The organism is Altericroceibacterium endophyticum, from assembly GCF_009827595.1.
Taxonomy (GTDB): domain Bacteria; phylum Pseudomonadota; class Alphaproteobacteria; order Sphingomonadales; family Sphingomonadaceae; genus Altericroceibacterium; species Altericroceibacterium endophyticum.
The window spans coordinates 43499-66771 of record NZ_WTYT01000007.1; the positions used below are offsets into that span (position 1 = coordinate 43499).

The following is a 23273-nucleotide window of genomic DNA, read 5'->3' on the forward strand; positions in this document are numbered from 1 at the left end:
CAATTATGCATCTTCTTCAAAATGGTCTGCCCAAGAGTGGAAACTACTGGCTTTTCAATATACTGACACTTCTGTTGAATGCCGCCCGATTACCAGACCGCAATTTCATTGCCGAACATCCAATCCAGGCAGCTGCAAAGAACTGGACATTGAGTTATCCCGAACAGCCGAGATTGAATGTTCTGGATATCGAACCCGGCCATAATTTTTACCGTATCGGCTCGTATTTTCGTGAACCAATTGAGGATCTGCAAGACTATATCGCCCAGAATCGGTTAGTCTGGACGCATAGCCGTCATATTCCAGAATCCGAAAGGGTTTATGATGCCTTCGATAAAATCGTTTATATAATTCGTGATCCACGTGATGTCGCAATCTCGATGGCCAATTTCGCTTTTACGCCATATCGACAAAAAACTGAACATTTTCCCTTTTCCGATGCTTCAGAGTATTTACAAGCTTATTACGTAAAGCATCTTTCTGGTTGGACTCAGCACGTGGGCTCGCACCTGCTAGCCCTGCCTCGAAAGAACATGCACATCTTGTTTTACGAGCGGTTAAAGGAGGATTTCGACAGCGAGCTTTCACAGTTGATCAATTTCCTCGGACTGAATGTATCGTCGAAACAACGCGCTGAAATCGCCGACCAAGTAACGGTGGCCAGCATGAAAAAGAAAAGCAGCGGTCATGTACGCAGCGGTAGCGCAGGCGGGTGGCGCAATGTGTTGAGTTCAGGCCAGATACGGCTTGCGCGCTTGATAGCAGGCGAGTTGATGGATGAGTTGGACTATCCCTTGAGAGTCAAGGATGCCAGTTTGCCCACTCTTCCTCGTGAGCTATCCCGCAAGCGAATAAAGCGCTCAATGCGTAAGGGCGTGATTGCACGCGGAGTGAACATGGCTCGCCTGTCAGCCGGCTATTTGACAAAAATAGATAAGCCAAAAAAGGCGACTCAAGATCAAAGGGTAGAAGTTTCCCACTCATGAAATTGAGTTCGATTGGCCTGCGCCGAGCACTAGCTGTCTATGCGCGCGTGGCCAACTCACCACAATGGATGGCGCTGTTTTCCACAGCAGCACGCGCTGTTGCTTATTTCGCGCCTGTGCCCTTCATTCAAGCGTATTTTTCTACAGCTTACGTGGCATTGTGGTTTCTCATAATTTCATTTCAGGCATTGGCTACGAGAGTTATTGGCAATCTGCCAATCATCTTAATGCAGATGCTTGCTTACACAGAAGGCGAAGGACCAAATGACGTTGAGCGCATTCACTTCCTGACCCGCAATATTAGTCGAATATTTCTATCTCTCACATTCATATGGATCGGGTTTGCACTTATTGCAGGTACTCCGCTGATTTGGCGACAGATAACGCTCACAGAGAACATTCCCTCGGCGCTTATGGTCTGGCTTGTGTTCGTCAGCGGAGCTTCTTTCCGGATTCTTGTGCTTGGATATGCGACGTATTTAACTGGCTTCGGCGAAGTAGCAGCAGTTAGACGACTTGAAGGATTGAGTTGGGTAGCGGGTGCATTGCTCAGCATAGGTGCACTGATCATCTACCCGAGCATCGTCTTAGCTATGATCATGTTGCAATTGCCGATCATCTTAAACTTTGCGCAACTTGGTTATCTCGCAAGGCGGAGAAACTGGACCGGGAATAACGCTAAAGGACTATGGCCAGAAGCCAATTTCCTTAGCGAAATCTACCCGAAAGCATGGCGCGGCAGCGTTGGCCTTATCGCCTCCTACAGTGTCATGTACGGCAGTTCTATTATATATGCTCAAGTAGGCAATAGTTCTGATATTGCAGCTTTCTCCTTTGCAATCAGCGTCTTTGGCCAAATCGCGCAATTATCTAATTCGCAGACAATAAGCATGTTGCCGCAGATGGCACGCCTTTTGGCTTCAAGCCAAATTGACTCGCTAAACCGTCTTGCCTCCAGAGTTTTAATTCAAACTTTCGTCGTATTTATTATAATGGTAACCGGTGTTTGGACATTTCTACAAATACTGCAAATTGCCGCCCCCAACAGTTTTCCCAAAATCCCATTAATTCTTTGGTTATGGATGACACTTTCCTATATGGCCATCCGGTATGCTGGATTTCATTTGCACTTCTATACTATTACCAATGATATTAAATGGCATGTTTTTCATATAGGCACAGCAGTTGTCTATTTCAGCATATTGCCACTGGTCGGGATACAGTCTCTTACGAGCTTCCCCTTCTCCCAATTCATGGCCTGCGTTTTGTTCTCCATCCCTTATTCAAGGTACTTGTCCTACCGAAAATTTGGCTTCGATTGGCGCTATGAAAAGATATCTGCTCCGTTGAATATTCTATGTTTCGCCGGTCTAATCGCCGGGATTCTGTGGTTGCAAGCACTCTAGCGCAACGGGTGTTTCGGACCAGTAACTTGCTATTTCAAAGCGCTTTTGCCGCGAAAAAAAATGCTTTGCGTAATGCGAGTTCAAAAGTTCTAAAACCAATTCGAGGGGCAGTTTAGCCTCCTCACCGAACCGACTGTATAAATCAGCGTAGGACTTATTATTGGCTTCGTTGGCTATAACGAGAGAGCTTATGTCCGTTCCCAAGAGTGCGTTAAGGGCTGCCAGCTTACCGTCGTCCGCTAGATCATGATGCATAATCAAGATGCGAGTCCGACCTTCCTCAATAATAGAATACTTCTTATCTACATCGAAATTATATCGATATACATCAACGCCTGTTACCGGCCGGAACTCCTCTTCAAACCATAACAAAGGTACTGAATGAGGATAATGATTTATGAAAGTGCGCCGAGCTTTTTCTATAGTACTTTCTTTAATCTTGTCTTCTATACCCAAAAAACGGCTTCGATTTTGAAAATAGGCTGAAATGTTGCGCGACACTGGTTCGCGGATTGTCGTTATGATGTAGAGCGGGCCTTCGGATGATTTCATTTTCCTGCCAGCCAACCACCCAATTAGTTCATGCGGAATCGCGCTGTATCGGACATTTTCTCGTGACAGCGGATTGGCAAGAAAATTTTCAAGATTCTTACCGCGTGCTCTGTGGAACTGAAATACACTGAATTGTGGTTGCGCGCGAAGCGTCGCATAAATTGTACTCGAAGCAACTTTTCCCATCTGAAATATTGCAACCATTGCTCTTTCAGCAGCCTCATACCGATGACCGAACAAGCCTGGATAACAAAGCCGAAAAATATCTATAGCGCGAGAAAACAATTTACTAATTCGACTCAATTTATCCCCCTTTAATACTATCAATTCTTAGTTATCGATAAATACAGGATGCCTTTTTATATTAGAATCATATCTAAATGATGGCACCTTTCCGTGCTGCGGTCGGATTTCTAAGAGTCCCACCATTGCCAGCAACGAAAATGTAAAAAAGCCCTCATCCACATAATGCGTCAACCAAACGTCGGTCAGACCGGCCACCAACATGGTCATCATCATGCCGGCCGCCACAGGATAGCGCTCCAATCCCTTACAGGCATAAAAAAGCCAGACGGTGGTTAGAGCCAAGCCAACTACTCCGCCGTCTATCAATAATTGCATCCCAATATTGTGCATGGAAAGAAGCTGCGCGCTTTCAAATGACCCATAGCCACCGACTTTCCTAACAATACCGCTTGTCACCTGGCCAAATTGCCCCATACCAAGAAGAGCCGCAGCTGGCGTATGAGATAAGTGATCGAACGCTGCCTGCCAGATCACCATCCTGCCATTACCGTCTGCTATTTCGCCTGCTTCACCTGTCCGCGAAAGCCAGACAGCCCAATCCCTTGGCAGCATCAGAGAAAAAACGGAGAGCGATAAGAATCCTACTGGTAATGACAAAGCCGCCCAGCGCAGAAAGCGCCCTTTGAAAAAGACTGCAAAAACAACTCCCGCGACACCACCAACCATTGCCGAGCGCCCATCACCGATGGCTAGTCCCCATAATGCGCAGGCAACGGCCACGCTTCCGAAAATGGTGACACGCCCATCAAGCAAAAAACGAAGCAAGACGCCAACCAGCACAAGAGCTGACAACGTACTGTGGCGCCCCCCTCCGCCTGTCATAGGCATTCCTGTTCTGTGAACAAAAATCCCCAAATTAGATAATATGCTTGAGTAACCCGTTTGGATTGACCACTGATGGGCAGAATTAATTCCTAATATATATAGCGTTGTCGACACGACGACCAGTGCGGCAATAGAATTAACGACAGTATCAGTAATTAATGAAAGATTCATTCTCTTCGCATACATAGCTGTCCCAGCTAAAACAGCGCCAATTATCGTTACCGCGTTTCCGAAAAGAGCGTTCGCTGGCACAATGCCAAAAATTGTAGCCTCTGCCCACTGAACAAACAGCAGAGCCGGTAGACACCACCACCATTTGAGCACTTTTCCGACACTCTGATTAGGCCCGCTGAAAAATGGCAGAAACAAGAGGGCAAGAGCTAGGAGTGCACAAGGTATCGCGATAGGAGGGTATATATCGCGAAGCTTTAGAACCGGCAGGAACCCGATGACCGCAAATCGTGTAACCGCATGAGGCCCTAAATTAACTTTCATGGCCTAACCCCACTTGCTCCATAAGCCAGATTAATTTAAAAATTGTACCGCCCTTGATAACATAATAGCGTCCGGTTCTTGTGGTCATTTTGAGTTCGCGCCTCATTTTGCCGCGAATGGATAAGTGTCGATATTCTAGCCGCTCTCAATAGTCGCGCAAGCTGTCTCAGCAACAATCAAGCTAAAAACAAATCATCACTTTTTGGAGATCAGAGTTGCACAAGCCGGCCCACTCACCTTGGGACACGGACATGCTCCGCAACTCCCTCGCTTTGCAATCCGCGCTAAACCATATGCGCTGGATAGCAGCCCTTATCGTTGTCACGTCCCACGCACGCGGATTGTATTTTCTACCCCGTTCGGAAGTTGATGGAAAATCTCTGATGCTGGATTTATTCTATCTGTTATCGCGTATGGGTCAGGAAGCTGTAGTACTTTTTTTTGTCATGAGCGGGCTTCTAATAGGCGGAAAATTTCTATCTCCTGAAAATCAGGATCCGGTACGGTTTGGCAACTATCTGGTCGCGAGAGTTTCGCGCCTAGGAGTCGTCGCAATCCCGTGCATCTTGCTTTGCTATGCTCTCCTGCAGACAGGCCAGCCTTATTCTCTTGAGGAATGCAGCAGTGCGGTTGTCCTTTTGGCAAATTTGTTCTTTCTCCAGGATATTTTGGTTCCTCCGCTTTGCAATAACCCCCCGTTATGGAGCCTTTCTAACGAGTTCTGGTATTACATACTATTCCCGTTGATTATTTTCTCCATAAAATGCCGGAATAGCCTCCCTTACTTGTTAGCTGCATTTTTTTTAGCCTCTGCTATCTTGTTCTTAGACAATTATGATGATCGTATGATATTGCTATATTTTCCTGCATGGCTCTCAGGTATACTCGTGTGGCATAAAAAGACCCCTTGCCTGCCTACTTATATTACGTTGCCTATTCTGATGCTATGCATGGTTTTTGCCCGAATTCCGCTGTATGAACAGTTTTTCTGGGCCAAGGATTTCCTGATCTGCATATCAGCCGTTCTTTTTTTGAAATCAACGTTGCGACTTAAAAATAAAACTAGTTATATTGATAGAATTGGTCGCAAATGGGCCGACTTCTCCTTTTCTTTATACGTTATTCATTACCCGCTACTTCTATCTGTTCCGCCAATTCTTGTATACATGGGTCTCCCTTCAGGCGAATTGAGCCCTTTCGCAGCCTCCAGCTACTCGATATATGCTGGGCTTATTTTATTCAGTGTGTTGACGGGATACATCTTTTCACTGTTGACCGAACGACATACGGACAAAATCCGATGGCTGGTGCAGAAGGTGCTCACAAAACGTGAGATAATCTGAAGACACAGTCGATTGGGCGCTAACTCACACGGCCAATTTCGCGCACGGCATCGGCAAGCCTGGAACATCTGAACGAAAGGTAAAAACGCTGCCCGCTTGCGGCTGAAGCAACAACTGCTGTTCGTTTAGATACAGGCGGGCGGTGGTTACGAAAACGGTGCGCATATCGGGCCCGCCAAACGCAACCTTAGTTATATTCGAGACGGGTATAATAACCGTCTCGAGTAATTCACCTTTGGGAGAATAGCGCCGCACTGCGCCTCCCCCAAACAGTGCAATCCAAATACATCCTTCCACATCGACCGTCGGCCCATCAGGGCGACCATCCTGCGCGTCGATCTGGATCAGACAACGCGGATTGAGTAGGCGTCCCTGTAAATCAACATCTGCCACGTTGATGAACCCGTTCAGCGTGTCGACGAAATAAAACTGCTTACCATCGGGCGAGACCGCCGGACCATTGGATATGCAAACGGGATCAAGTCCTGACTCTTGCACAATGCCCTGCGAAAAACTCCAGAACCGCCCGATTTCACGAGCCTCTGCATCATCCATCGTACCAAACCAAACACGTCCTGCAGTATCAACCACAGCGTCATTCAGGCGCGTGTCAGCATTCCCTTCTTCCACCGCCACAAGTCGCGTGAAACCGCCATACGGATCAAACTGATATATTCCATCAGAGAGACCTGTCAGATACCCGCCATCATCACTAGGCAATATCCAACCAATTTGTTGCGGTGCATCCCAATGAGCGAGCCCTCCCCCAGCCAAGTCACAGCGGTAAAGCCGGCGAGACTTGATATCTACAAACCATAATCTCGCGTCATGAGGCGACCATAGCGGACCTTCACCCAATATGGTACGAACATCACACAAACATGAGACTTTGGATTTAGCGACACCGTCCATATGCGAATACTCTCTTTAGCATTTTAGCATTCCGCTAGAATAACCAACGAAATTTACGTTTTCCGTTTACCGTTGCTTCGGTGCGTGTAAACTCTTAGGCACATTGCGATCCAGCAATCATCCATGGTTCTCTCCCAGCCTCGCCCTATGGACATTAGTGTCATCATCCGTACGTTGAATGAAGCCAAGTGGCTGCCTGAACTTTTAGGCGCAATTGACAATCAGAATACGCGTTCTTGGCAGACCGAAACAATAATCGTCGACTCAGGCTCGACCGATGATACTTTGAAAATTGCGCGTGCACACAATTGCCGCATAGTTACTATTCAGAAGTCCGAATTCACCTTCGGGCGCTCGCTCAATATTGGCTGCGCCGCTGCGGATGGTCGTTTTCTCGTGCTGATCTCAGGCCATTGCGTTCCTCTGGGCAAGGATTGGTTATACAACCTGTGCACCCCTCTCGATAAGCGGATATGTTCCTATAGTTATGGCCGCCAAATCGAACGAGAAGGATATTCAAAGTTTTCTGAAAAGCAGCTTTTTTTCAAGTACTTTCCCCCTCAGTCTAAACTCCCTCAAGATGGTTTCTTTTGTAACAACGCCAATTCGGCCCTGCTAAAAGACGTCTGGGCAAATCAACCTTTCGATGAAGATGTCACTGGCCTTGAAGATATGATGCTGGCCAAGACCCTTGTCAGTAAAGGTGAGAAGATCGGATACATTGCTGATGCTGTAGTCGAACATATTCACGAAGAACGCTGGCAACAAGTCAAGCGCCGCTACGAGCGTGAGGCTATTGCATTGCAAGAAATAATGCCGGAAGTGCACTTCAGTTGGCCGGATTTTTTCCGTTATACCCTAGCTGGTATCATGCTCGATTCATCAGCTGCGCTGCAAGAAAAGCGCTTCTGCCGCACACTCGGAGAGATCATCATGTTCCGCACAATGCAGTTTTGGGGCACGTTTAAAGGCAACAACGAACATCGAAAACTGTCGCGGAAGACCAAAGAAAAGTACTTTTATCCGCGCTAAGAAAGGCTCGTTATGACGAAATCGCGGACAGTGGCTTTGCTGCCACTTAAAGCGCACAGCGCTCGTGTTTCTGGTAAAAATTTCCGACCGCTTGCTGGGAAGCCTCTTTTCCGCTGGATCCTTGAAAGTTTGCTTGAAGTCGAAGCAATCGACAGCGTAGTCATCAATACAGATGCGCGCGACCTTCTGGCCAAGAATGGCCTCAAGGATGGAGATTATTTTGGGCGGGTAATAATCCGCGACCGTAAACCTGAAATCTGTGGGGATTTCGTTTCGATGAATCTCGTACTTGCCGACGATGTCGAAGCGATCCAAGCCGACCGTTACGTGATGACGCACACCACCAACCCTCTATTATCAAGCGCGACCATCACGCAAGCACTCGTCGCCTATCAAGATGCTATAGCGACTGGAAAAGCTGACTCGCTGTTCTCAGTCAACAAAGTCCAGACTCGTTTCTATCGCGAGGATGGGACACCGGTAAACCACGATCCCAATAAGCTTATTCGTACACAAGATTTGGAACCGTGGTTTGAAGAAAACTCAAACCTATATATTTTCGATCATCAAAGTTTTTTGGCTTCGAACGCGCGTATTGGTAAAAACCCAATTATGTTCGAAACTCCTTTTCTTGAATCAATCGATATCGATGACCAGCCTCGCTGGGATTTAGCAGAAGCCGTTGCCCTCTATCACAAAGGCTGACCCACCATGTCCGACAATCCCAAAGTGTTGGTAACCTGTCCGCCTATGCTGGGCATGATAGATGAATTCCGTGATGAATTCAGCCAGCGTGGTATGGAGCTTTTTGCACCGACCGTCCGCCAAACGATGAGTGAAGAAGAGCTGATTGAACTCCTCCCAAACTATGATGGATGGATTATCGGAGATGACCCGGCTAGCTCAAGAGTGTTGGAAGCTGGTGCTGCAGGTAATTTGCGCGCGCTCGTAAAATGGGGCATCGGTACAGATAATGTCGATTTCGACGCTGCACAGCGCCTCGGGCTTCCCATCAGCAATACACCAGGCGTTTTCGGCAAAGAGGTAGCTGATCTGGCGATGAATTATGTAAGCGGGCTTGCGCGCCAGAGCTTTCGGATTGATCGCGAAATCCGTCAAGACAATGGCTGGCCAAAACCCGCAGGTATCTCGCTTGCCGGCAAGACGGCTTCACTGGTTGGCTTCGGAGACATAGGCAGGAATACCGCGAAACGGCTCCTGGCAGCGGATATGAACGTGCAAGTCTATGATCCTTCATATGCCCCTTTTGAGGGTCTCAATGTACAACCACTCTCTTGGCCAGAGGGTTTGGACAAAGCAGATTTTATTATCTTCACTGCTCCACTCAATGCAAATACTCGGCACATGTTCAATCCTGATTTGCTGCCTGTCGTCAAACTAGGAGTTCGTATCGTCAATGTTGGTCGAGGACCGTTGATTGATGAGACTGCATTGATTGAGGGATTAGCAGACGGCACAATTCACTCCGTCGCTTGCGACGTTTTTGAAAACGAGCCGCTTCCTTTCGACAGTCCATTAAGAGCCTATCCAGATAACATTTTTGGCTCACATAATGGTTCAAATACTGCTGACGCAGTTTCCCGTGTTAGCCACCGGGCAATCGAGCTAATTGATGGCTTTCTAAATCAATGAGACAGCGATCAGCAATAGTTACCGGCATTACTGGCGGAATTGGGTCTGCAATCGGCCGGAAACTGCGTGAAGATGGATGGTTCGTGGTCGGGTTAGACCGACATGATAATTGCCCGGATAATGCTTGCGATGAACTGGTACAATTTGACTTCGCGGATTGCGAAAACCAAAGCGCCTTTTCAGAAGAATGTGTCTCAAAGGTAATGAGCGCACTCGGGAAAAGAACTCTTCATGCTCTCATTAACAATGCAGGTTTGCAAATTCTCTCTTCATTACGAGAGTTGCGGCTAAGCGATTGGCAAAAGAGTATAGCGGTCAATCTTACAGCACCGATGTTATTATCCCAAGCTTTCCTACCTCAGCTGGAAACATCGAAGGGGGCTATTCTCAATATTGGATCGGTTCACGCGCGTGCAACAAAACGGGAGTTTGTGTCTTATGCAACCACGAAAGCGGCACTTGACGGATTCACACGCGCACTGGCGGTAGATCTGGGTCCGAAAGTTCGTGCAATATGCCTAGCTCCTGCAGCAATCTCAACTCCCATGCTGATGGCAGGGTTCGAAGGGCATTCGGCAGCATTCGAGCAGCTGGAAGCTTGCCATCCAGCGGGTCGGATTGGTAGTCCGGAAGAAGTTGCTCGTGCTGCCGCCTTTTTATTGTCTGACGAACTGCCCTTTCTTACAGGTAGCAGCTTCTACCTTGATGGAGGAGTGTTAGCGCGTCTTAACGATCCGCTGTGATGTGCAATGCTTCGTGGGAGGGCCTCTGTTTACCTTCCAAAAAACGCAAACAAGTGATCATATCTGGTACTTGGAAAGATGCACTACGCCAAGGAAGTAGCTAGCTAACTGATCGTGGTGGGAGCGAGAGACAAAACCCTGTTTGCACTACAACACATGATACGAAAACAGCGAGCCTGTTTATTACCGCCAAAGCGCGAGCACAACGCGAAGATATCAAGGACTCTCACAGAATAATCGGACACTGACCTCATCTTTCTGAGCGATTGCTTAAGATCGGTATACTAGCTGATGCCAAGGCGTGATCTAAGCGGGATTTTTAGACGTCGCCTTAAAAAGGTCCGCTCTCCCGATCTTTAACATTCGCCAAAAACCACTCATATGTCTCACGCACACCCTGCTCCAGAGCGATAGAAGGCTCCCAGCCCATTGCCCGCAGTCGACCTGAATCCATTAATTTGCGTTTGGTGCCGTCGGGCTTGCTGGTATCGAACGCGATGTCACCTTCATAGCCAGTCACTTTCGCCACCAATCGTGCCAGATCGCCGATTGAGATATCTTCGCCGAAACCGACATTGATATGACTCAGCATCGGCTCCGTATTGGCCTGATATTGTTCGAGCGGTAGGTCGAGCACGAAAATGGAAGCTGCGGCCATGTCATCAACATGGAGAAATTCGCGCATCGGGGTTCCGGTGCCCCAGATCGCCACTTCCTTGACCTCCTCGCGCTGGGCTTCATGAAAGCGCCGGATCAGCGCCGGCATGACATGCGAGTTTTCAGGGTGAAAATTGTCGCCCGGACCATACAGATTGGTGGGCATCACGCTGCGATAATCGGTGCCATATTGGCGATTATAGCTTTCGCACAATTTAATGCCGGCAATCTTGGCGACAGCATAAGGTTCATTGGTCGGTTCAAGAATACCGGTGAGCAGCGCGTCTTCGCGCATGGGCTGCGCCACGGCGCGGGGATAGATGCAGGACGAGCCGAGAAAGAGCAGCTTGTTAACCCCTGCCCTGTGAGCCTGATGGATGACATTCGCCTCCATCATCAGATTTTCATAGATGAACTCAGCAGGATAGGTGTTGTTGGCATGGATGCCGCCCACCTTGGCCGCGGCCAATACGACGGCATCAATCTTTTCCGACGCAAAAAAGCCGCGCACAGCCGCCTGATCGGTCAGATCGAGCTCGGCATGGGTACGGGTAACAACCTCATCACCACGCGCGCGCAGCTTGCGAGTGATCGCTCCCCCAACCATGCCCCGATGCCCAGCGACGTAAATACGCATAGTTTCGCCTATCCTCATCACGATTCGTGGGAGACCGGCATCGAATAGCCATGCTCTTTGAGCAAAGCATGACGCCGAGCGACTTTCAGGTCTTCACTAACCATTTCCTCGCACATTTCCTGCACGCTAATCTCCGGCACCCAGCCCAGCTTCTCCTTGGCTCGAGTAGGGTCCCCCAGCAGCGTTTCCACTTCTGCCGGACGGAAATAGCGCGGGTCGATTTTCATGATGACATCGCCTTCGGACACCGCGGGAGCCAAATCGCCGCTTACTGCGTCGACAATCGCGACTTCGTCCACGCCCTCCCCTTCAAAGCGCAGCGTGATGCCAAGATGCTGTGCTGACCAGGTAATGAATTCACGGACAGAATATTGCACGCCCGTGGCGATGACGTAGTCTTCTGCACGGTCCTGCTGAAGCATCATCCATTGCATCCGGACATAATCCTTCGCGTGACCCCAGTCGCGCAAGCTATCGATATTGCCCATATAGAGACACGGATCGAGACCTTGTGCAATATTGGCAAGACCCCGTGTGATCTTGCGCGTCACGAACGTTTCACCGCGGCGCGGGCTTTCGTGATTGAAGAGCACCCCGTTGCAGGCATACATGCCATAGGCCTCGCGGTAATTGACCGTAATCCAATAGGCGTAGAGCTTGGCCACGGCATAGGGCGAACGCGGGTGAAAAGGCGTCGTTTCGCGCTGCGGAATTTCCTGCACCAAACCGTAAAGCTCGGAGGTCGAGGCCTGATAGAAGCGGGTCTTCTTTTCAAGACCGAGAAAGCGAATTGCCTCCAGCAGTCGCAAAGTCCCCAAGCCGTCAACATCGGCAGTATATTCAGGCGCTTCGAAGCTCACCGCAACATGGCTTTGCGCACCAAGATTATAGACCTCGTCGGGCTGCACTTCCTGGATGATCCGGGTCAGGTTGGATGTATCGGACAGATCGCCATAATGGAGTTTCAAATCAGGCGCAGGCGCATGCGGATCCTCATAAATGTGATCTATTCGCTGGGTATTGAACAGGGATGCCCGGCGCTTTATCCCGTGAACTTCATAGCCTTTTTCGAGAAGAAATTCAGCAAGATAGCTACCATCTTGACCGGTCACCCCAGTAATCAGCGCCACTTTCTTCTTCCCGCTCACACCCTATTCCCTTCGAACCCAGTATCTCCGTCAGGGCCATTGTGGCCACGGAGCAATAGATAATGTGGTTGCAAGACCGATCCCAAGTCAGGTGTTCGCAGTAACAAACATGCGTCGCCAGCACTCAAAATGCGTCTTTTGCCCCCAATAGCCGCATAAGTGTTATCACTTATAACACTGTTCGCCTGATGCGCGCGCGCAGTCAATGATTTTATGCTGCAACTGCACAGTCCGCAGGCTTAATATCTCGCTTAAACAAACAATTGCGGTTCGCGAAGCATTAACGTCTGAACGAGAATTAGTGTTTTGGCGTCGGTCAACGTGCCGCTTTGCTGCATCATCGCAAGATCTTGCAGGGCTATTTCAAATACCGAAATGTTTTCATGTTCACTTGGGGCGCCGCCGCCTGATGCTGTTCGGTCAGCCAGTGAATATTCGGCGAGATAAAGCTGGATACGCTCGCTGGAGACAGGGGCGAGTGACCAGATATTTGTCAGCGGTTGCAAGTGGCTGAGCTTTACCCCGCCCTCCTCCATTGCTTCTTCACGGATGCGGTCGTCCGGCGCCATTTCGTCGAGATTACCCGCGATCGCCTCCAGCAAAGGAGGCTCACCGGCCGCTATTACCGGCGCACGCGGTTGTGTGATCAGCAGGGCGACACGGCGGACAGGGTCATAAGGCAGGACTGCTGCAGCTGATCCATTATCGAGCAAATGCCGCTCAACCACCGCGCCATCAGGCATTGCGACTTCAAGGCGGAAAAAGCGATACCAGCCATCATAGACTGGCCGACGGGAAATGATGCGAGCAGGAGGGCTCACGCGCCTTACCCTCTTGCCTTACGCAATACCGGCATTTTCCGCAAAGCGAGTGCCAGCACAGCGGGCCAGAACAATGTTGCCAAAGCATCGAATACAGTATCATTCCAGCGCCAGGAATTATAGGCGAGGAAATCAACATATTCATTGGCGATTTCAGCGGCTACCACCACAGCAAGCGGCCAGGGGGAATGGAGCGGTTTGCGCAGCAAGATGGCCGCGATCAGCCAGATGCCCAGGCCCGCGCACATATGGGCGAATTTGTCCGGACCAGGACACAGCGCGACGACAGCCTGGGCGGCGGCTTGATAATGCTCCGGGAAAGTCTTCATGCCCAAGCGATATTGCATCGCAGCATGCGGGTCCATGCTTTAATGTAAGGGCACGAAAACGGGTTGCGATGAACCGTAATTGAAGCCCCCTTCCCCAATTGAAGCTCTTTTGATACTGTGAGCGTCAAACTTATTCAGGGCGGCGCTTTATGGGTGATTCACATTCAATCGTCTCGCAGATCGGCGATTTGGCTCAATCGGGCGAGAAGATGATCGAACGGCTGCGGCGCAAAGCGTTTCTGCCCGATAGTCGCAAAGGGCTCAATGTTCGTTTCGGCATTGCCGAGGCCGCGCAATTGCTGGGCTGTTCGACCAACCGCATTCGCATGGCAGAGGATGATGGGCGCCTGCCCGCCGCGCCCGCTGGCGAAAATGGCCGGCGGATCGGCTATAATGTCGATGAATTGCTCCATATGCGGGAGGTTCTCGACGCCCTGCCTCATCGCGGACCGGATGACGTGCCGTCCATGATCGCCGTGCAGAATTTCAAAGGCGGCGTGGGCAAAAGCACCGTCACCACGCATCTCGCGCATTATTTCGCGGTGCAGGGCTACCGCGTGCTGGTGGTCGATTGCGACAGCCAGGCCACCACCACCACCTTGTTCGGCTTCAACCCGCATTTCAACATCTCGCGGGAGGAGACGCTCTACCCCTATCTATCGATCGATCCGACGCAGGCCGATTTGCTCTATGCGGTGAAGAATACGCCCTGGCCCAATGTCGATCTGATCCCGTCCAATCTCGAATTGTTCGATGTGGAATATGAGCTGGCCGCGGCCGGCGCCGATGGATCATCTATTCTGGCCGCGCGTTTTCGTAAGCTTAAACAGGGCCTTATGGATCTGGCGCGTAATTACGACGTGGTCATCCTCGACCCTCCGCCAGCGCTCGGCACGATCAGCCTGGCCGTTATGCAGGCGGCTAATGCGCTGCTGGTACCGATGGCGGCAACCACACCTGACTTCTGCTCCACCGTGCAATTTCTCAACATGATGGACCAGGTCATCGCCCAATTGGTCGAAGCGGGAATCGAGATTGATTACAATTTCGTGCGGCTGATCTGTTCCAAATTCGATGCCAATGATCCCAGCCATACTATGTTGCGCGCGATCATGGAGCAGACCTTTGGCGCGGCGCTGCTGCCGGTTCCGATCCTGGAAAGCGCAGAAATCAGTCATGCGGCGCTGCGGATGATGACGGTTTACGAGCTGGAAAAACCGATCGGCACCCCGCGCACGCATAAGCGCTGCAAAGCCAATCTGGATGAGGCGATGGGCCAGATCGAGCAATTGGTGCGGGCGGGATGGGGCCGCGTCGAGCCCTCCAGCGAAGAAGAGGTGCTCCATGCCCCCGCATAATTACGCAGTTAAGCGGAAAAGCGCCCAAGTGTTTTTCCTACAGATAAATGTTTCCCTTATGTTCGTCGTTCTTTCAGGAACGGCGCGAGGAAGGATCACGTAATGGCCAAGAAGAACCAGAAGGAATATCTGGCCGATTTGCTGGCGGATGAAGAGGAGGATAGCCCCCCTGCCCCGCCCCATTCGGATGCCGCAATCAGCCGCCCGAATCCGGCATTGAAAAACGTGTCTGCCCCGTCGCCCTCTGCCAGTTCATCTTCCCCGCGCAGTCCCGCCCCTGCCCCTGCTAATGGGCCGTCTGCCAGAAGCACGGCACCGGCTGAACGTGCGCGCGGCACGACTTTGCTGGGGCGCCAGAGCGCACTTGCCCGGGTGGCGAGCGGCGAAGTGCGGCAAGTCACGCAATTGCTGCTTGATCCGGCGCGCGTCCGGGTGTGGCCCGGCAATGCCCGCAGCTACGAGCATTTGTCCGAGGATAGCTGCAGCGAACTGCTGGATTCCATCATTGCCGAAGGCGGGCAGAAAGTTCCCGCCGTGGTCCGCCGGATCGAAGGCGACCACCATCATGATTATGAAGTGATTGCGGGCACGCGGCGCCATTGGTGCATCAGCTGGCTGCGGGCGCATTCCTATCCGGATATGCAGTTTCTCGCCACGGTCAGCCAGCTGGATGATGAGGCGGCTTTCCGCCTTGCCGATATTGAAAATCGCGCGCGTAAGGACGTGTCCGATCTCGAACGGGCGCGCAATTATGCCGCCGCGCTGGCCGACCATTACGGCAATCACATGACCCGCATGGCGGAGCGGTTGAAACTGTCAAAGGGTTGGCTTTCCAAGATGCTGAAAGTGGCCAGCCTGCCTGATCAGGTGATCGCGGCCTTCGCCAGTCCGGCGGATGTCCAGCTGAAACCGGCCTATCCGCTGGCGCAAGCCTATGGCGACAAACAGGCCGCGCCTGCGATCCGCAAGGAGGCCGCGAAACTGGCGAAAGAACAATCCTCTTTGCGGGAAAAGGGCTCCCCCGCCCTGCCCGCAGCAGACGTTATTCGCCGCCTGCTGGCCGCCGCCAAAGACACGCCGGAAAAGCTCGAACCGATAATTTTGGAAGGTGCGCATGGCCGCCCGGCAGTGACCGTGCAGAGCAGCAATCGTCAGGGCGTGTCCCTGCGCTTGCATTCCGGTCATGGGCTCGATTCCAAATCGCTGCTCGGCGTGGTGAATGAGGCGTTGGAGCAGCTCGAATTGGAAGGACGGGGCCTGCAAAGATGACCCCTGCCCTCGCCCGCTTATCATGTTTCCCCGGGGAAACAGCGGCTATATCATCCGGCCTGTGCCACGATGATGGTGGGCGGTTGCATGCGCTGTTAGGGCGCGAAACGCACCGAAAGGCCCGACCTGTTTCCCCGGGGAAACATCGGACGACGACAGATGAGACACGCACCCCATGAGCCGCGCCGGCAAACAAAGCGTGTCCGAACAGTTCGATCTGTTCCTGCCCTATCTGGCCGATTTGCCTCTGCGCGATCAGCGCGAGATGATGGAACGGCCCTTCTTCTCGCTGGCGAAGAACAAGCGCGTCAAGCCGATCGATTACACCAGCCCCGATGGCAAGATGTGGGTCCATGTCAGCGCCAATCCCGATTACGGAATGGCGACGATCTGGGATGCTGATATCCTTATTTACTGCGCCAGCCAGCTGGCCGATCTTGCCCGGCGCGGGGTGAATGACGTGCCGCGCACCTTGCATCTCATGCCTTATGATCTGCTGCGCGCCATCGGCCGCCCCACTACCGGGCGCTCTTATGAATTGCTCGGCCAGGCGCTTGACCGGCTCGTATCCACCACGATCAAGACCAATATCCGCGCCGAAAACCGGCGAGAGGCCACCTTCAGCTGGCTGGATGGCTGGACGCAGCTGGTGGATGAAAAGACCGAGCGGTCGCGCGGGATGACGCTGGAGCTGTCCAACTGGTTCTGGGAAGGGGTGATGATGAAGGGCGGCGTGCTGTCCATCGACCGCGCCTATTTCAAGATTACCAGCGGACGCGAACGCTGGCTCTACCGCGTGGCACGCAAACATGCGGGCGGAGCGGGCAAGAATGGTTTTGCCATTTCAATGCCGGTTCTGTTCGATAAATCCGGCGCCGAGGGACAATATCGCCGCTTCAAATTTGAGCTGCTGAAGCTTGCGGAGAAGAACGCGCTGCCCGGCTATGCCCTGTCGGTGGAAAAGGCGCGCGACGGCGAGCCGATGCTGCGCATGATCCGTCAGGATGGAAAGGACGGCGCGGACAATGCGCTGCCTGTTTCCCCGGGGAAACAGAGTCTGACGAGTGACGCGAAGCCGGAGGGCAAAGCGAACTCAGTGAAAGTGGGCACCAAGGCGAAGCCCCCCTCCCCTGCCCCGGCATCACAATCTGCCGCATTGGGCGCGGATGCGTCGCGAGACGATGACACCGCACCATCCTCGGAGGATATGGTGGATGCCAGCGCGCTGATCCGCTCAACAGTGGCCGGGCTTTCGGACGCCGGCACGCGCGGTTTCATGACGGACGAAACGATTGAATATCTGCGCCGGACCTGTCCGGGTTGGGACCTCTACCGCCTGCATGCGGAATTCGAGACCTGGGTGAATGCGGAGCAGGACCGCGTTCCGACCCATTGGCAAAAAGCTTTTATCGGATGGGTCAAGCGCCATGACGAAGACAACCGTCACTTGCTGAGAGGCTGACGCTGACCGGCTGTTTTCCAGCAGCAGCCCCCTGCCCCTCGCCGCTTTCATGCGGCCGGAGTGCTACCCCCTAAACGAGCACCCGCGCAATTTGGGTCCGTCACGCGGATAGCCGGGCCACGGCTTCTTCTGCCGCTGTATCTCCGGAGGTGACTTCAAGGATCATACGATTGATGCGCGGCATATCGAGAATAGTCGCCAACGTCAGTGCCACATCTTCGCGTGGGATATCGCCATACGGGATCGCAAGGCCCGCATTGATCTTGCCCGTGCCGGGATCATCGCTGAGCGTGCCGGGGCGCAGGATCACCCAATCCCTGTCGCTGGCGGCAAGCTCGCTATCGGTCTGTTTCTTGACCTTCATGTAATTCTCGAAGCCTTCCTGCGGTTCGGAATTACGCCCGGCTTCCGGAAATGCCGAGATTTGCAGAAAGCGCGGCACATCTGCCCTTATTGCTGCGTGCAGGCTCTTGCGAAAACCGTCGCCATCAATCGCGTTGGTCAGGTCATAGCTCGCACCGCCAGCACCGGCGGCAAACACCACAGCATCGCTGCCGGACATAAGCTCGGAAAGATCATCGGCGCTCAGTTCAGTCAGATCGCCATATATTGGCACGGCGCCCAGAGCGGATAAGTCATCGGCCTGTTCGGAACGCCGATAGAGCGAGAGGGGTTGGTGCCCCCTGGCGGTCAAAATCCGCGCCAAATGCCGCGCGACCTTGCCGGCTCCGCCTACGATAAATACTTTCATCACTAACCTCGCATCATGATATCAAGGGGCTCAATATGGATTTTCCATAAGGGCTTGGTTGCCTGTGATGTGAGGCGATCGACCGGCATTTCAAGCGCGGGAAGGGCATCCTCTCCGATCCAGCCTTTGGGCGGCGCCCCTGAACGCGTTGAGCCTTATTCTCTCCTGAGGAACAATGTGCCGGCGTGATGTTTCCCCGGGGAAACGGGCGATGGGTTTTCCATCTGATTGTTTTTGGTTCTGCCGCGCTCTCGCACCGGGTATGAGACGGTCACCCGGCCGATCCGAGCATCATGTGAGCATATGCCGAAGGGGAGGGCGGGGCGCGAGGATAACGCCATCGCCATAAGCGCTCCCTGTTTGCGCTCTGCACAGACTCCTATAACTCGTGCCGTGCCCGGTTATTTGAACCATGTCTGCCAGCGAAATAGCCGGGCAAACGCTCGGAGCGTTCCTGAAGTGTCGCGTTGTTTGGCTCGGCTTGAATTATCCACAGCGCGCGGCAGCGGCTTTGCGATCATTTGAAGCATTACATCAGGAGCGTGCCAAAAAATGATTCAAATATTTGCCCGCTCTGGCCGCTGTCGATCCTTCAGGAACGGCGTTTCCCCGTCTATCGTACCATCAGGAACAACGCATCGATCCTTCAGGAACACAAAGACCGAACTATCGGGAACGCATGATCGTCATTTCAGGAACAGGTCTGGCGCCGCGACTCATTCAAAATGAAGGCCTAAGCTGCAATGCTGCGCCCTCTAACTTTTCTAACAGGTCCTATAACCTGTCTAACTACGGAATTTTCATTTGATTTTTTGGAAAGGAGATAGGGCGCATTCAGTGCCCGTCAGCATCAAATCGGGAAACGGCGACAAGCCTGAGAATCCCACTCTATGAACGCTTAAGAGCCTCCCAGAACATTCGGCAAGCCTTACCACGCCCATGCTAATGCCAAAATCGCCCTGTGATGCCCGCACGGAAGCGAAACCAGTTTTCGAGCCTCCGTGTTGGACCCGAACCGGAATCGCGCTCAGAAACCTCCACAGCACGGAAAGCGTTGAACGTTTTTGACGCTGCCGCACCAGTGTTTCACTCAATCCTCCTCATTCACGTCACTTGAGGCACTGTCTCAAAATGAATGAACGAACGAAGGCTCAGAGGAAATCACCCATACCGCACTGTGCGAAAGACAGTTTTCATTTGCCGGGCTCTACGTCACGAGCAACCTCTGGAGGTGTCAGCTCAATATGGATACCATCCTGCTCAGGCCCGTTCGGAGGCATTTGGTAGCCATGAGCAATAAGCCGCGATTCCGGCCGCAGCAGGCTCGGCACGCTGTCTGGCGAGTAGAATTCCGGTACCCGCCCGGACACGGGGTTCTTATAATGGAACCACATCGGCAGGATTGCGGGCCAGGCAAGTGTTTCGCCGGTTCCGCCGCGGAAATGCTCGGCGCGTTTTCCAAGATCGGTCATCAGGATATCAGGCGGCAGGCGTTCGACCAGCGGGCTTTGTCCTCCGCCTTGTCCGGGCGGGGTAGGGGCGACTGCCGACCATCCGCCTGCCCAGCTGTCGGTGGTCATGTAAGGCTCATCAATGGTGAGGCTCCACAGGCGCCAGATTCCATCTTCGAGTACGGCCTGATCATTGGGGTACATACCGCTGAACAGTGCGCCGGAATAGATTCCCGAAGGCGCCGGGTCGCCAGCCTTGCGGGGCATCGTGGTGCGCGGCTGAAACAATCTGGTACGCAGATTGGCAGAACGTCCGTCATGCGAAACATGGATCACGGGTTGGAAGCGCCAGTGAAATGAAATGCCGGGGCGCGTGGGTGGCGGATCGCCATACATGGCAGTGGCGGCGGCCATGATCCTGTCGCGTCCGATGTAAAATCCCGCGAAAGGGGAATGCTTGTTCCCCTCCTCGGCAAAGAGCGATGCCATATTAACCCATTGAAAATCATCGAGATAGTAGCCGTATGCCGATGAAACATTGACCACGCCGTCATAGGCCTGCGCGCGCGCGAGCTTTCTCCGCGCCTCGTATAATCGCTTCTCGAAGGACAGCGCGGGCCGCGATTCCTCTGTGGTATCGGTCACATCCGGTGCGGTAAGGTCATCGGTGCCCGACAGCGTGAAACCGTCAATGGTTACGCCCTTGCCCGTTACGGGATGAGGCTCGGTGAAGGCCGGCAGGATCTGCGTCAGATGTGCACTTCCGCCATGGCCCCAGCCCACGGCATAGTCCGCGCGCAGCAGTGGATAGAGGCGCATTTCGCGGATTTTCCATAGCCCGTCTTCCAGTACGAAGCGATTGCGAAACACCGAAAATTGCCACGCGGCTTCGCCGTTATCGGCCGTGCCGGTCATGCCCAGCTCTATCCCGCGTGCGTAGGCTTCTCGTGCTCCGGGGCTTACGGTTATGATCGTGTCGAACAGGGGGTGATCGTTGAACTCGCCATGCTGCAGGGTTTGATCCCCCATGCGCTCCATGGCCTTGCGGATACCGCCGCGCCCGTCAAACTGTCCCGCACCAGCGATTTCCACCTGCGCATCGCGGGCGAAGAGATCGACCACATCATCCCACATCTTACGATCGACATAATAGCCATAGGCGTTTTGCAGGTTGCGCACGGCATCTTCGGCATTGAGCGCGGCGATCCTGTCTTCGAGTACATCCAGGCTCGCTTCGGCAAGAGCTGGCGAGGGCGGGGCAGGGGGAATGGGAATGCCGGTTTCATCGAGCGTGAAATGATAGGGGATCTGCGGCAATTCCTGCCCCCCGGCATTGCTCCACCCGGTTTCATAATCGCCTTCATATTGGGGGTAGAAATGCAGCTTGGAAAATTTCCAGACACCATTGTCCAAAACGAATTCATTCTCGAAAATGCCGCCTTCGATGGATGTTTCGCCGCTGCCATCGCCAGCCATTATCAGGCCCAGCCACCGGCCCTTGGCGCTCTTTCCGTCGATCGAGAGATTAACCAGGGGGTCTTCGATGAAAGGGGCTCGCAGTGCCCCGTCGCTCAGGCCTCTTGTGCCGCCAAGCCTGTTCTTGAGCCATTCCGCGATTTCACCGCGCCCATGGACCGTCGTTTCGCCCCAGATCAATGTGGCATCCTGGCTAAAGAGATCGGCCATTTCCGGCCAGAGCGCGAATTGCGCATATTGAGCGTAGAAGCGCTGGAGATCCTTCACCGCGCGCAGGGACTGCGTTCTGCTTACATCGCGATCAAGTGCGGCCAGTTCAGCGCTGGCAGGGGGCTCTGCCTGAGCCGGAGCGCCGATCAGCAGAACAGACAGGCTCAGAAACGGATGGAACCCTGATAGTTTCACTGAGATTCTCCTGCATCACCATTGCATAATTTTCAGGAGAACCATGTCCATCGCGGCAATAGGCCGCAAGCAAGCGGGCCTGACTGCAAGAAATGTTGCGATCTTAGAGCCATCTCAGTCAAAAATGAGGGTGATTTACCGCTGAAAGTTTCCTGCAACACGCGCTATTATACGCGGTCCCTGCAAGGGGAGTGCGTAGCAGGACAGGAATTCAGACTCCCCACTATGAGAAATGGCGGCCTCGGCCGTTGATTGACGACTGCTCTTAGAAGGCAGCGTCGCTGGAGAGGACATATGATGGAATGTTTGACCACGGACGGTTTGCCAAGTGTCGGGCGGGCCGCTGCCTGGGGCGAAATCTATGCCACCCGCATGAGCCATGTCGAGTTCGTGCCGGGTAACAAGAGCAAATTCGATGCCGAGCTGAAGGTTGGGCGGTTCGGTCCGGTAAAACTCGCGCGCCTGTCGGTTGATAATTGCAGTATTGAACGCAAGCAGAGCCATATCGTCCATGGTTCAAGCCGGTTGTTCAATTTCCTGCTTCAGGCGGAAGGGGCAAGCACCTTCTGTCATTGCGGCAAGGAATCAGAACTGGCGGCGGGTGACTTCGTGTTGTGCGATACGGGGCTGCCGCATTATTTCATGACCAATGGCCCATCGGTTACCGTGATGGTGCGTGTGCCCGGCGAAGTCCTGCGCACATATCTGCCCACTCCCGGACAATTTTGCGGACAGCGTCTTGGCCGGGCCAGCGGGGTGACCGGATCGGTCGCCGCGATGGTGCAGGAGCTCAGCAATGATGGCGGAAACATCGATTCCCTGCATGAGGCCCGCGTTGCGCGCTATCTGCTCGAAATGATCTCCATGTCCTACATGATGGGGGTGGAAACCAGTCAGGATACGTCGGCCATAGCGTGGCAGAGACGCAAGGATGTGATTGAATTTATTGAAGACAATTTGCGGGATTCGGAATTGTCGCCGGCTTCGATCTCTGACGGCCTGAAGATTTCCTCGCGCTATCTGCGCACGATTTTCGCGTCTGGTGGGGAAAAGATGAGCACCTATATTCTGCGCCGCAGGCTGGAGGAATGTGCCCGGCAGATGGCCAACCCGGCATGGGCTGCCCATACGCTGACCGAAATTGCCTTCTCATGGGGCTTCAACAGCGCGGCGCATTTTACCCGGACCTTCAATGACAAATACGGCGTTTCTCCGCGCGAATATCGCAAGCAGATGTTGATCAGGCCATGATGGCT

20 protein-coding genes are annotated in these 23273 nt (G+C 53.0%); 11 read left to right on the plus strand and 9 right to left on the minus strand.

Annotated elements, in window-relative coordinates; all coding sequences use genetic code 11:
- The first annotated feature begins 5 nt into the window (after positions 1 to 5).
- Positions 6 to 986: a sulfotransferase domain-containing protein gene (locus GRI91_RS14995; protein WP_160737524.1), complete on the plus strand. Its 981-nt coding sequence runs from the start codon at positions 6 to 8 to the stop codon at positions 984 to 986.
- The gene (locus GRI91_RS15000) at positions 983 to 2392 is read left to right on the plus strand and encodes a hypothetical protein (RefSeq protein WP_160737525.1); all 1410 of its coding nucleotides are present in this window, start codon (positions 983 to 985) and stop codon (positions 2390 to 2392) included. Before GRI91_RS14995 ends, GRI91_RS15000 begins: the two co-directional genes overlap by 4 nt.
- Here GRI91_RS15000 and GRI91_RS15005 read toward each other — a convergent pair.
- Complete coding sequence (locus GRI91_RS15005; RefSeq protein WP_160737526.1) at positions 2357 to 3247, minus strand: putative capsular polysaccharide synthesis family protein; 891 nt, start codon at positions 3245 to 3247, stop codon at positions 2357 to 2359. The two genes, GRI91_RS15000 and GRI91_RS15005, sit on opposite strands and share 36 nt — an antisense overlap.
- A 27-nt stretch (positions 3248 to 3274) precedes the next feature.
- Positions 3275 to 4570: an O-antigen ligase family protein gene (locus tag GRI91_RS15010; RefSeq protein WP_160737527.1), complete on the minus strand. Its 1296-nt coding sequence runs from the start codon at positions 4568 to 4570 to the stop codon at positions 3275 to 3277.
- 251 nt (positions 4571 to 4821) lie between these two features.
- Here GRI91_RS15010 and GRI91_RS15015 point away from each other — a divergent pair, with 251 nt between their 5' ends.
- Complete coding sequence (locus tag GRI91_RS15015) at positions 4822 to 5913, plus strand: acyltransferase family protein (RefSeq protein WP_160737528.1); 1092 nt, start codon at positions 4822 to 4824, stop codon at positions 5911 to 5913.
- A 24-nt stretch (positions 5914 to 5937) separates the two neighbouring features.
- Here GRI91_RS15015 and GRI91_RS15020 read toward each other — a convergent pair whose 3' ends face one another.
- On the minus strand, positions 5938 to 6825 hold the full coding sequence (locus tag GRI91_RS15020; protein WP_160737529.1) for an SMP-30/gluconolactonase/LRE family protein: 888 nt from the start codon (positions 6823 to 6825) through the stop codon (positions 5938 to 5940).
- A 123-nt stretch (positions 6826 to 6948) separates the two neighbouring features.
- Between GRI91_RS15020 and GRI91_RS15025 the strand changes: the two genes are divergently transcribed.
- Genes GRI91_RS15025 through GRI91_RS15040 form a run of 4 tightly spaced genes read left to right on the plus strand, consistent with a single transcriptional unit; the run spans position 6949 to position 10253 of the window.
- Positions 6949 to 7857, plus strand: coding sequence for a glycosyltransferase family 2 protein (locus GRI91_RS15025; RefSeq protein ID WP_202385622.1), 909 nt, complete (start codon positions 6949 to 6951; stop codon positions 7855 to 7857).
- A 12-nt stretch (positions 7858 to 7869) separates the two neighbouring features.
- Positions 7870 to 8562, plus strand: coding sequence for an acylneuraminate cytidylyltransferase family protein (locus GRI91_RS15030; RefSeq protein WP_160737530.1), 693 nt, complete (start codon positions 7870 to 7872; stop codon positions 8560 to 8562).
- A 6-nt stretch (positions 8563 to 8568) separates the two neighbouring features.
- Positions 8569 to 9510: a phosphoglycerate dehydrogenase gene (locus GRI91_RS15035; protein ID WP_202385623.1), complete on the plus strand. Its 942-nt coding sequence runs from the start codon at positions 8569 to 8571 to the stop codon at positions 9508 to 9510.
- Positions 9507 to 10253 carry an SDR family NAD(P)-dependent oxidoreductase gene (locus GRI91_RS15040; RefSeq protein WP_160737531.1) on the plus strand — a complete coding sequence of 249 codons (747 nt, stop codon included), beginning with the start codon at positions 9507 to 9509 and terminating at the stop codon, positions 10251 to 10253. The genes GRI91_RS15035 and GRI91_RS15040 overlap by 4 nt, the downstream gene beginning before the upstream one ends.
- A 331-nt stretch (positions 10254 to 10584) precedes the next feature.
- On the opposite strand, the gene fcl is transcribed toward GRI91_RS15040, so the two are convergent.
- The 4 genes from fcl to GRI91_RS15060 all read right to left on the minus strand — a co-directional run bounded on the left by fcl (position 10585) and on the right by GRI91_RS15060 (position 13845).
- Positions 10585 to 11547: a GDP-L-fucose synthase gene (fcl, locus tag GRI91_RS15045; protein ID WP_160737532.1), complete on the minus strand. Its 963-nt coding sequence runs from the start codon at positions 11545 to 11547 to the stop codon at positions 10585 to 10587.
- Between the two features lie 17 nt (positions 11548 to 11564).
- The gene (gene gmd, locus GRI91_RS15050; protein WP_160737533.1) at positions 11565 to 12695 is read right to left on the minus strand and encodes a GDP-mannose 4,6-dehydratase; all 1131 of its coding nucleotides are present in this window, start codon (positions 12693 to 12695) and stop codon (positions 11565 to 11567) included.
- A gap of 251 nt (positions 12696 to 12946) precedes the next feature.
- Positions 12947 to 13516 carry an NUDIX hydrolase gene (locus GRI91_RS15055; protein ID WP_337190388.1) on the minus strand — a complete coding sequence of 190 codons (570 nt, stop codon included), beginning with the start codon at positions 13514 to 13516 and terminating at the stop codon, positions 12947 to 12949.
- Between the two features lie 5 nt (positions 13517 to 13521).
- The gene (locus GRI91_RS15060; protein WP_160737534.1) at positions 13522 to 13845 is read right to left on the minus strand and encodes a hypothetical protein; all 324 of its coding nucleotides are present in this window, start codon (positions 13843 to 13845) and stop codon (positions 13522 to 13524) included.
- Positions 13846 to 13994: 149 nt separating this feature from the next.
- Here GRI91_RS15060 and GRI91_RS15065 point away from each other — a divergent pair, with 149 nt between their 5' ends.
- The 3 genes from GRI91_RS15065 to GRI91_RS15075 all read left to right on the plus strand — a co-directional run bounded on the left by GRI91_RS15065 (position 13995) and on the right by GRI91_RS15075 (position 17934).
- Complete coding sequence (locus GRI91_RS15065) at positions 13995 to 15203, plus strand: AAA family ATPase (RefSeq protein ID WP_160737535.1); 1209 nt, start codon at positions 13995 to 13997, stop codon at positions 15201 to 15203.
- 102 nt (positions 15204 to 15305) lie between these two features.
- Complete coding sequence (locus GRI91_RS15070) at positions 15306 to 16472, plus strand: ParB/RepB/Spo0J family partition protein (protein WP_160737536.1); 1167 nt, start codon at positions 15306 to 15308, stop codon at positions 16470 to 16472.
- A gap of 175 nt (positions 16473 to 16647) precedes the next feature.
- Complete coding sequence (locus GRI91_RS15075; protein ID WP_160737537.1) at positions 16648 to 17934, plus strand: replication initiator protein A; 1287 nt, start codon at positions 16648 to 16650, stop codon at positions 17932 to 17934.
- A gap of 100 nt (positions 17935 to 18034) precedes the next feature.
- Here the strand turns inward: GRI91_RS15075 and GRI91_RS15080 are convergent, their stop codons facing one another.
- Both GRI91_RS15080 and GRI91_RS15085 read right to left on the minus strand, forming a co-directional pair.
- A complete protein-coding gene (locus GRI91_RS15080; protein ID WP_202385624.1) occupies positions 18035 to 18685 on the minus strand; it encodes an SDR family oxidoreductase in 651 nt (216 codons plus the stop codon).
- 1193 nt (positions 18686 to 19878) lie between these two features.
- The gene (locus tag GRI91_RS15085; RefSeq protein ID WP_337190389.1) at positions 19879 to 22017 is read right to left on the minus strand and encodes a nuclear transport factor 2 family protein; all 2139 of its coding nucleotides are present in this window, start codon (positions 22015 to 22017) and stop codon (positions 19879 to 19881) included.
- A gap of 294 nt (positions 22018 to 22311) precedes the next feature.
- Between GRI91_RS15085 and GRI91_RS15090 the strand changes: the two genes are divergently transcribed.
- The gene (locus GRI91_RS15090; RefSeq protein ID WP_160737539.1) at positions 22312 to 23268 is read left to right on the plus strand and encodes an AraC-like ligand-binding domain-containing protein; all 957 of its coding nucleotides are present in this window, start codon (positions 22312 to 22314) and stop codon (positions 23266 to 23268) included.
- Positions 23269 to 23273: the final 5 nt, after the last annotated feature.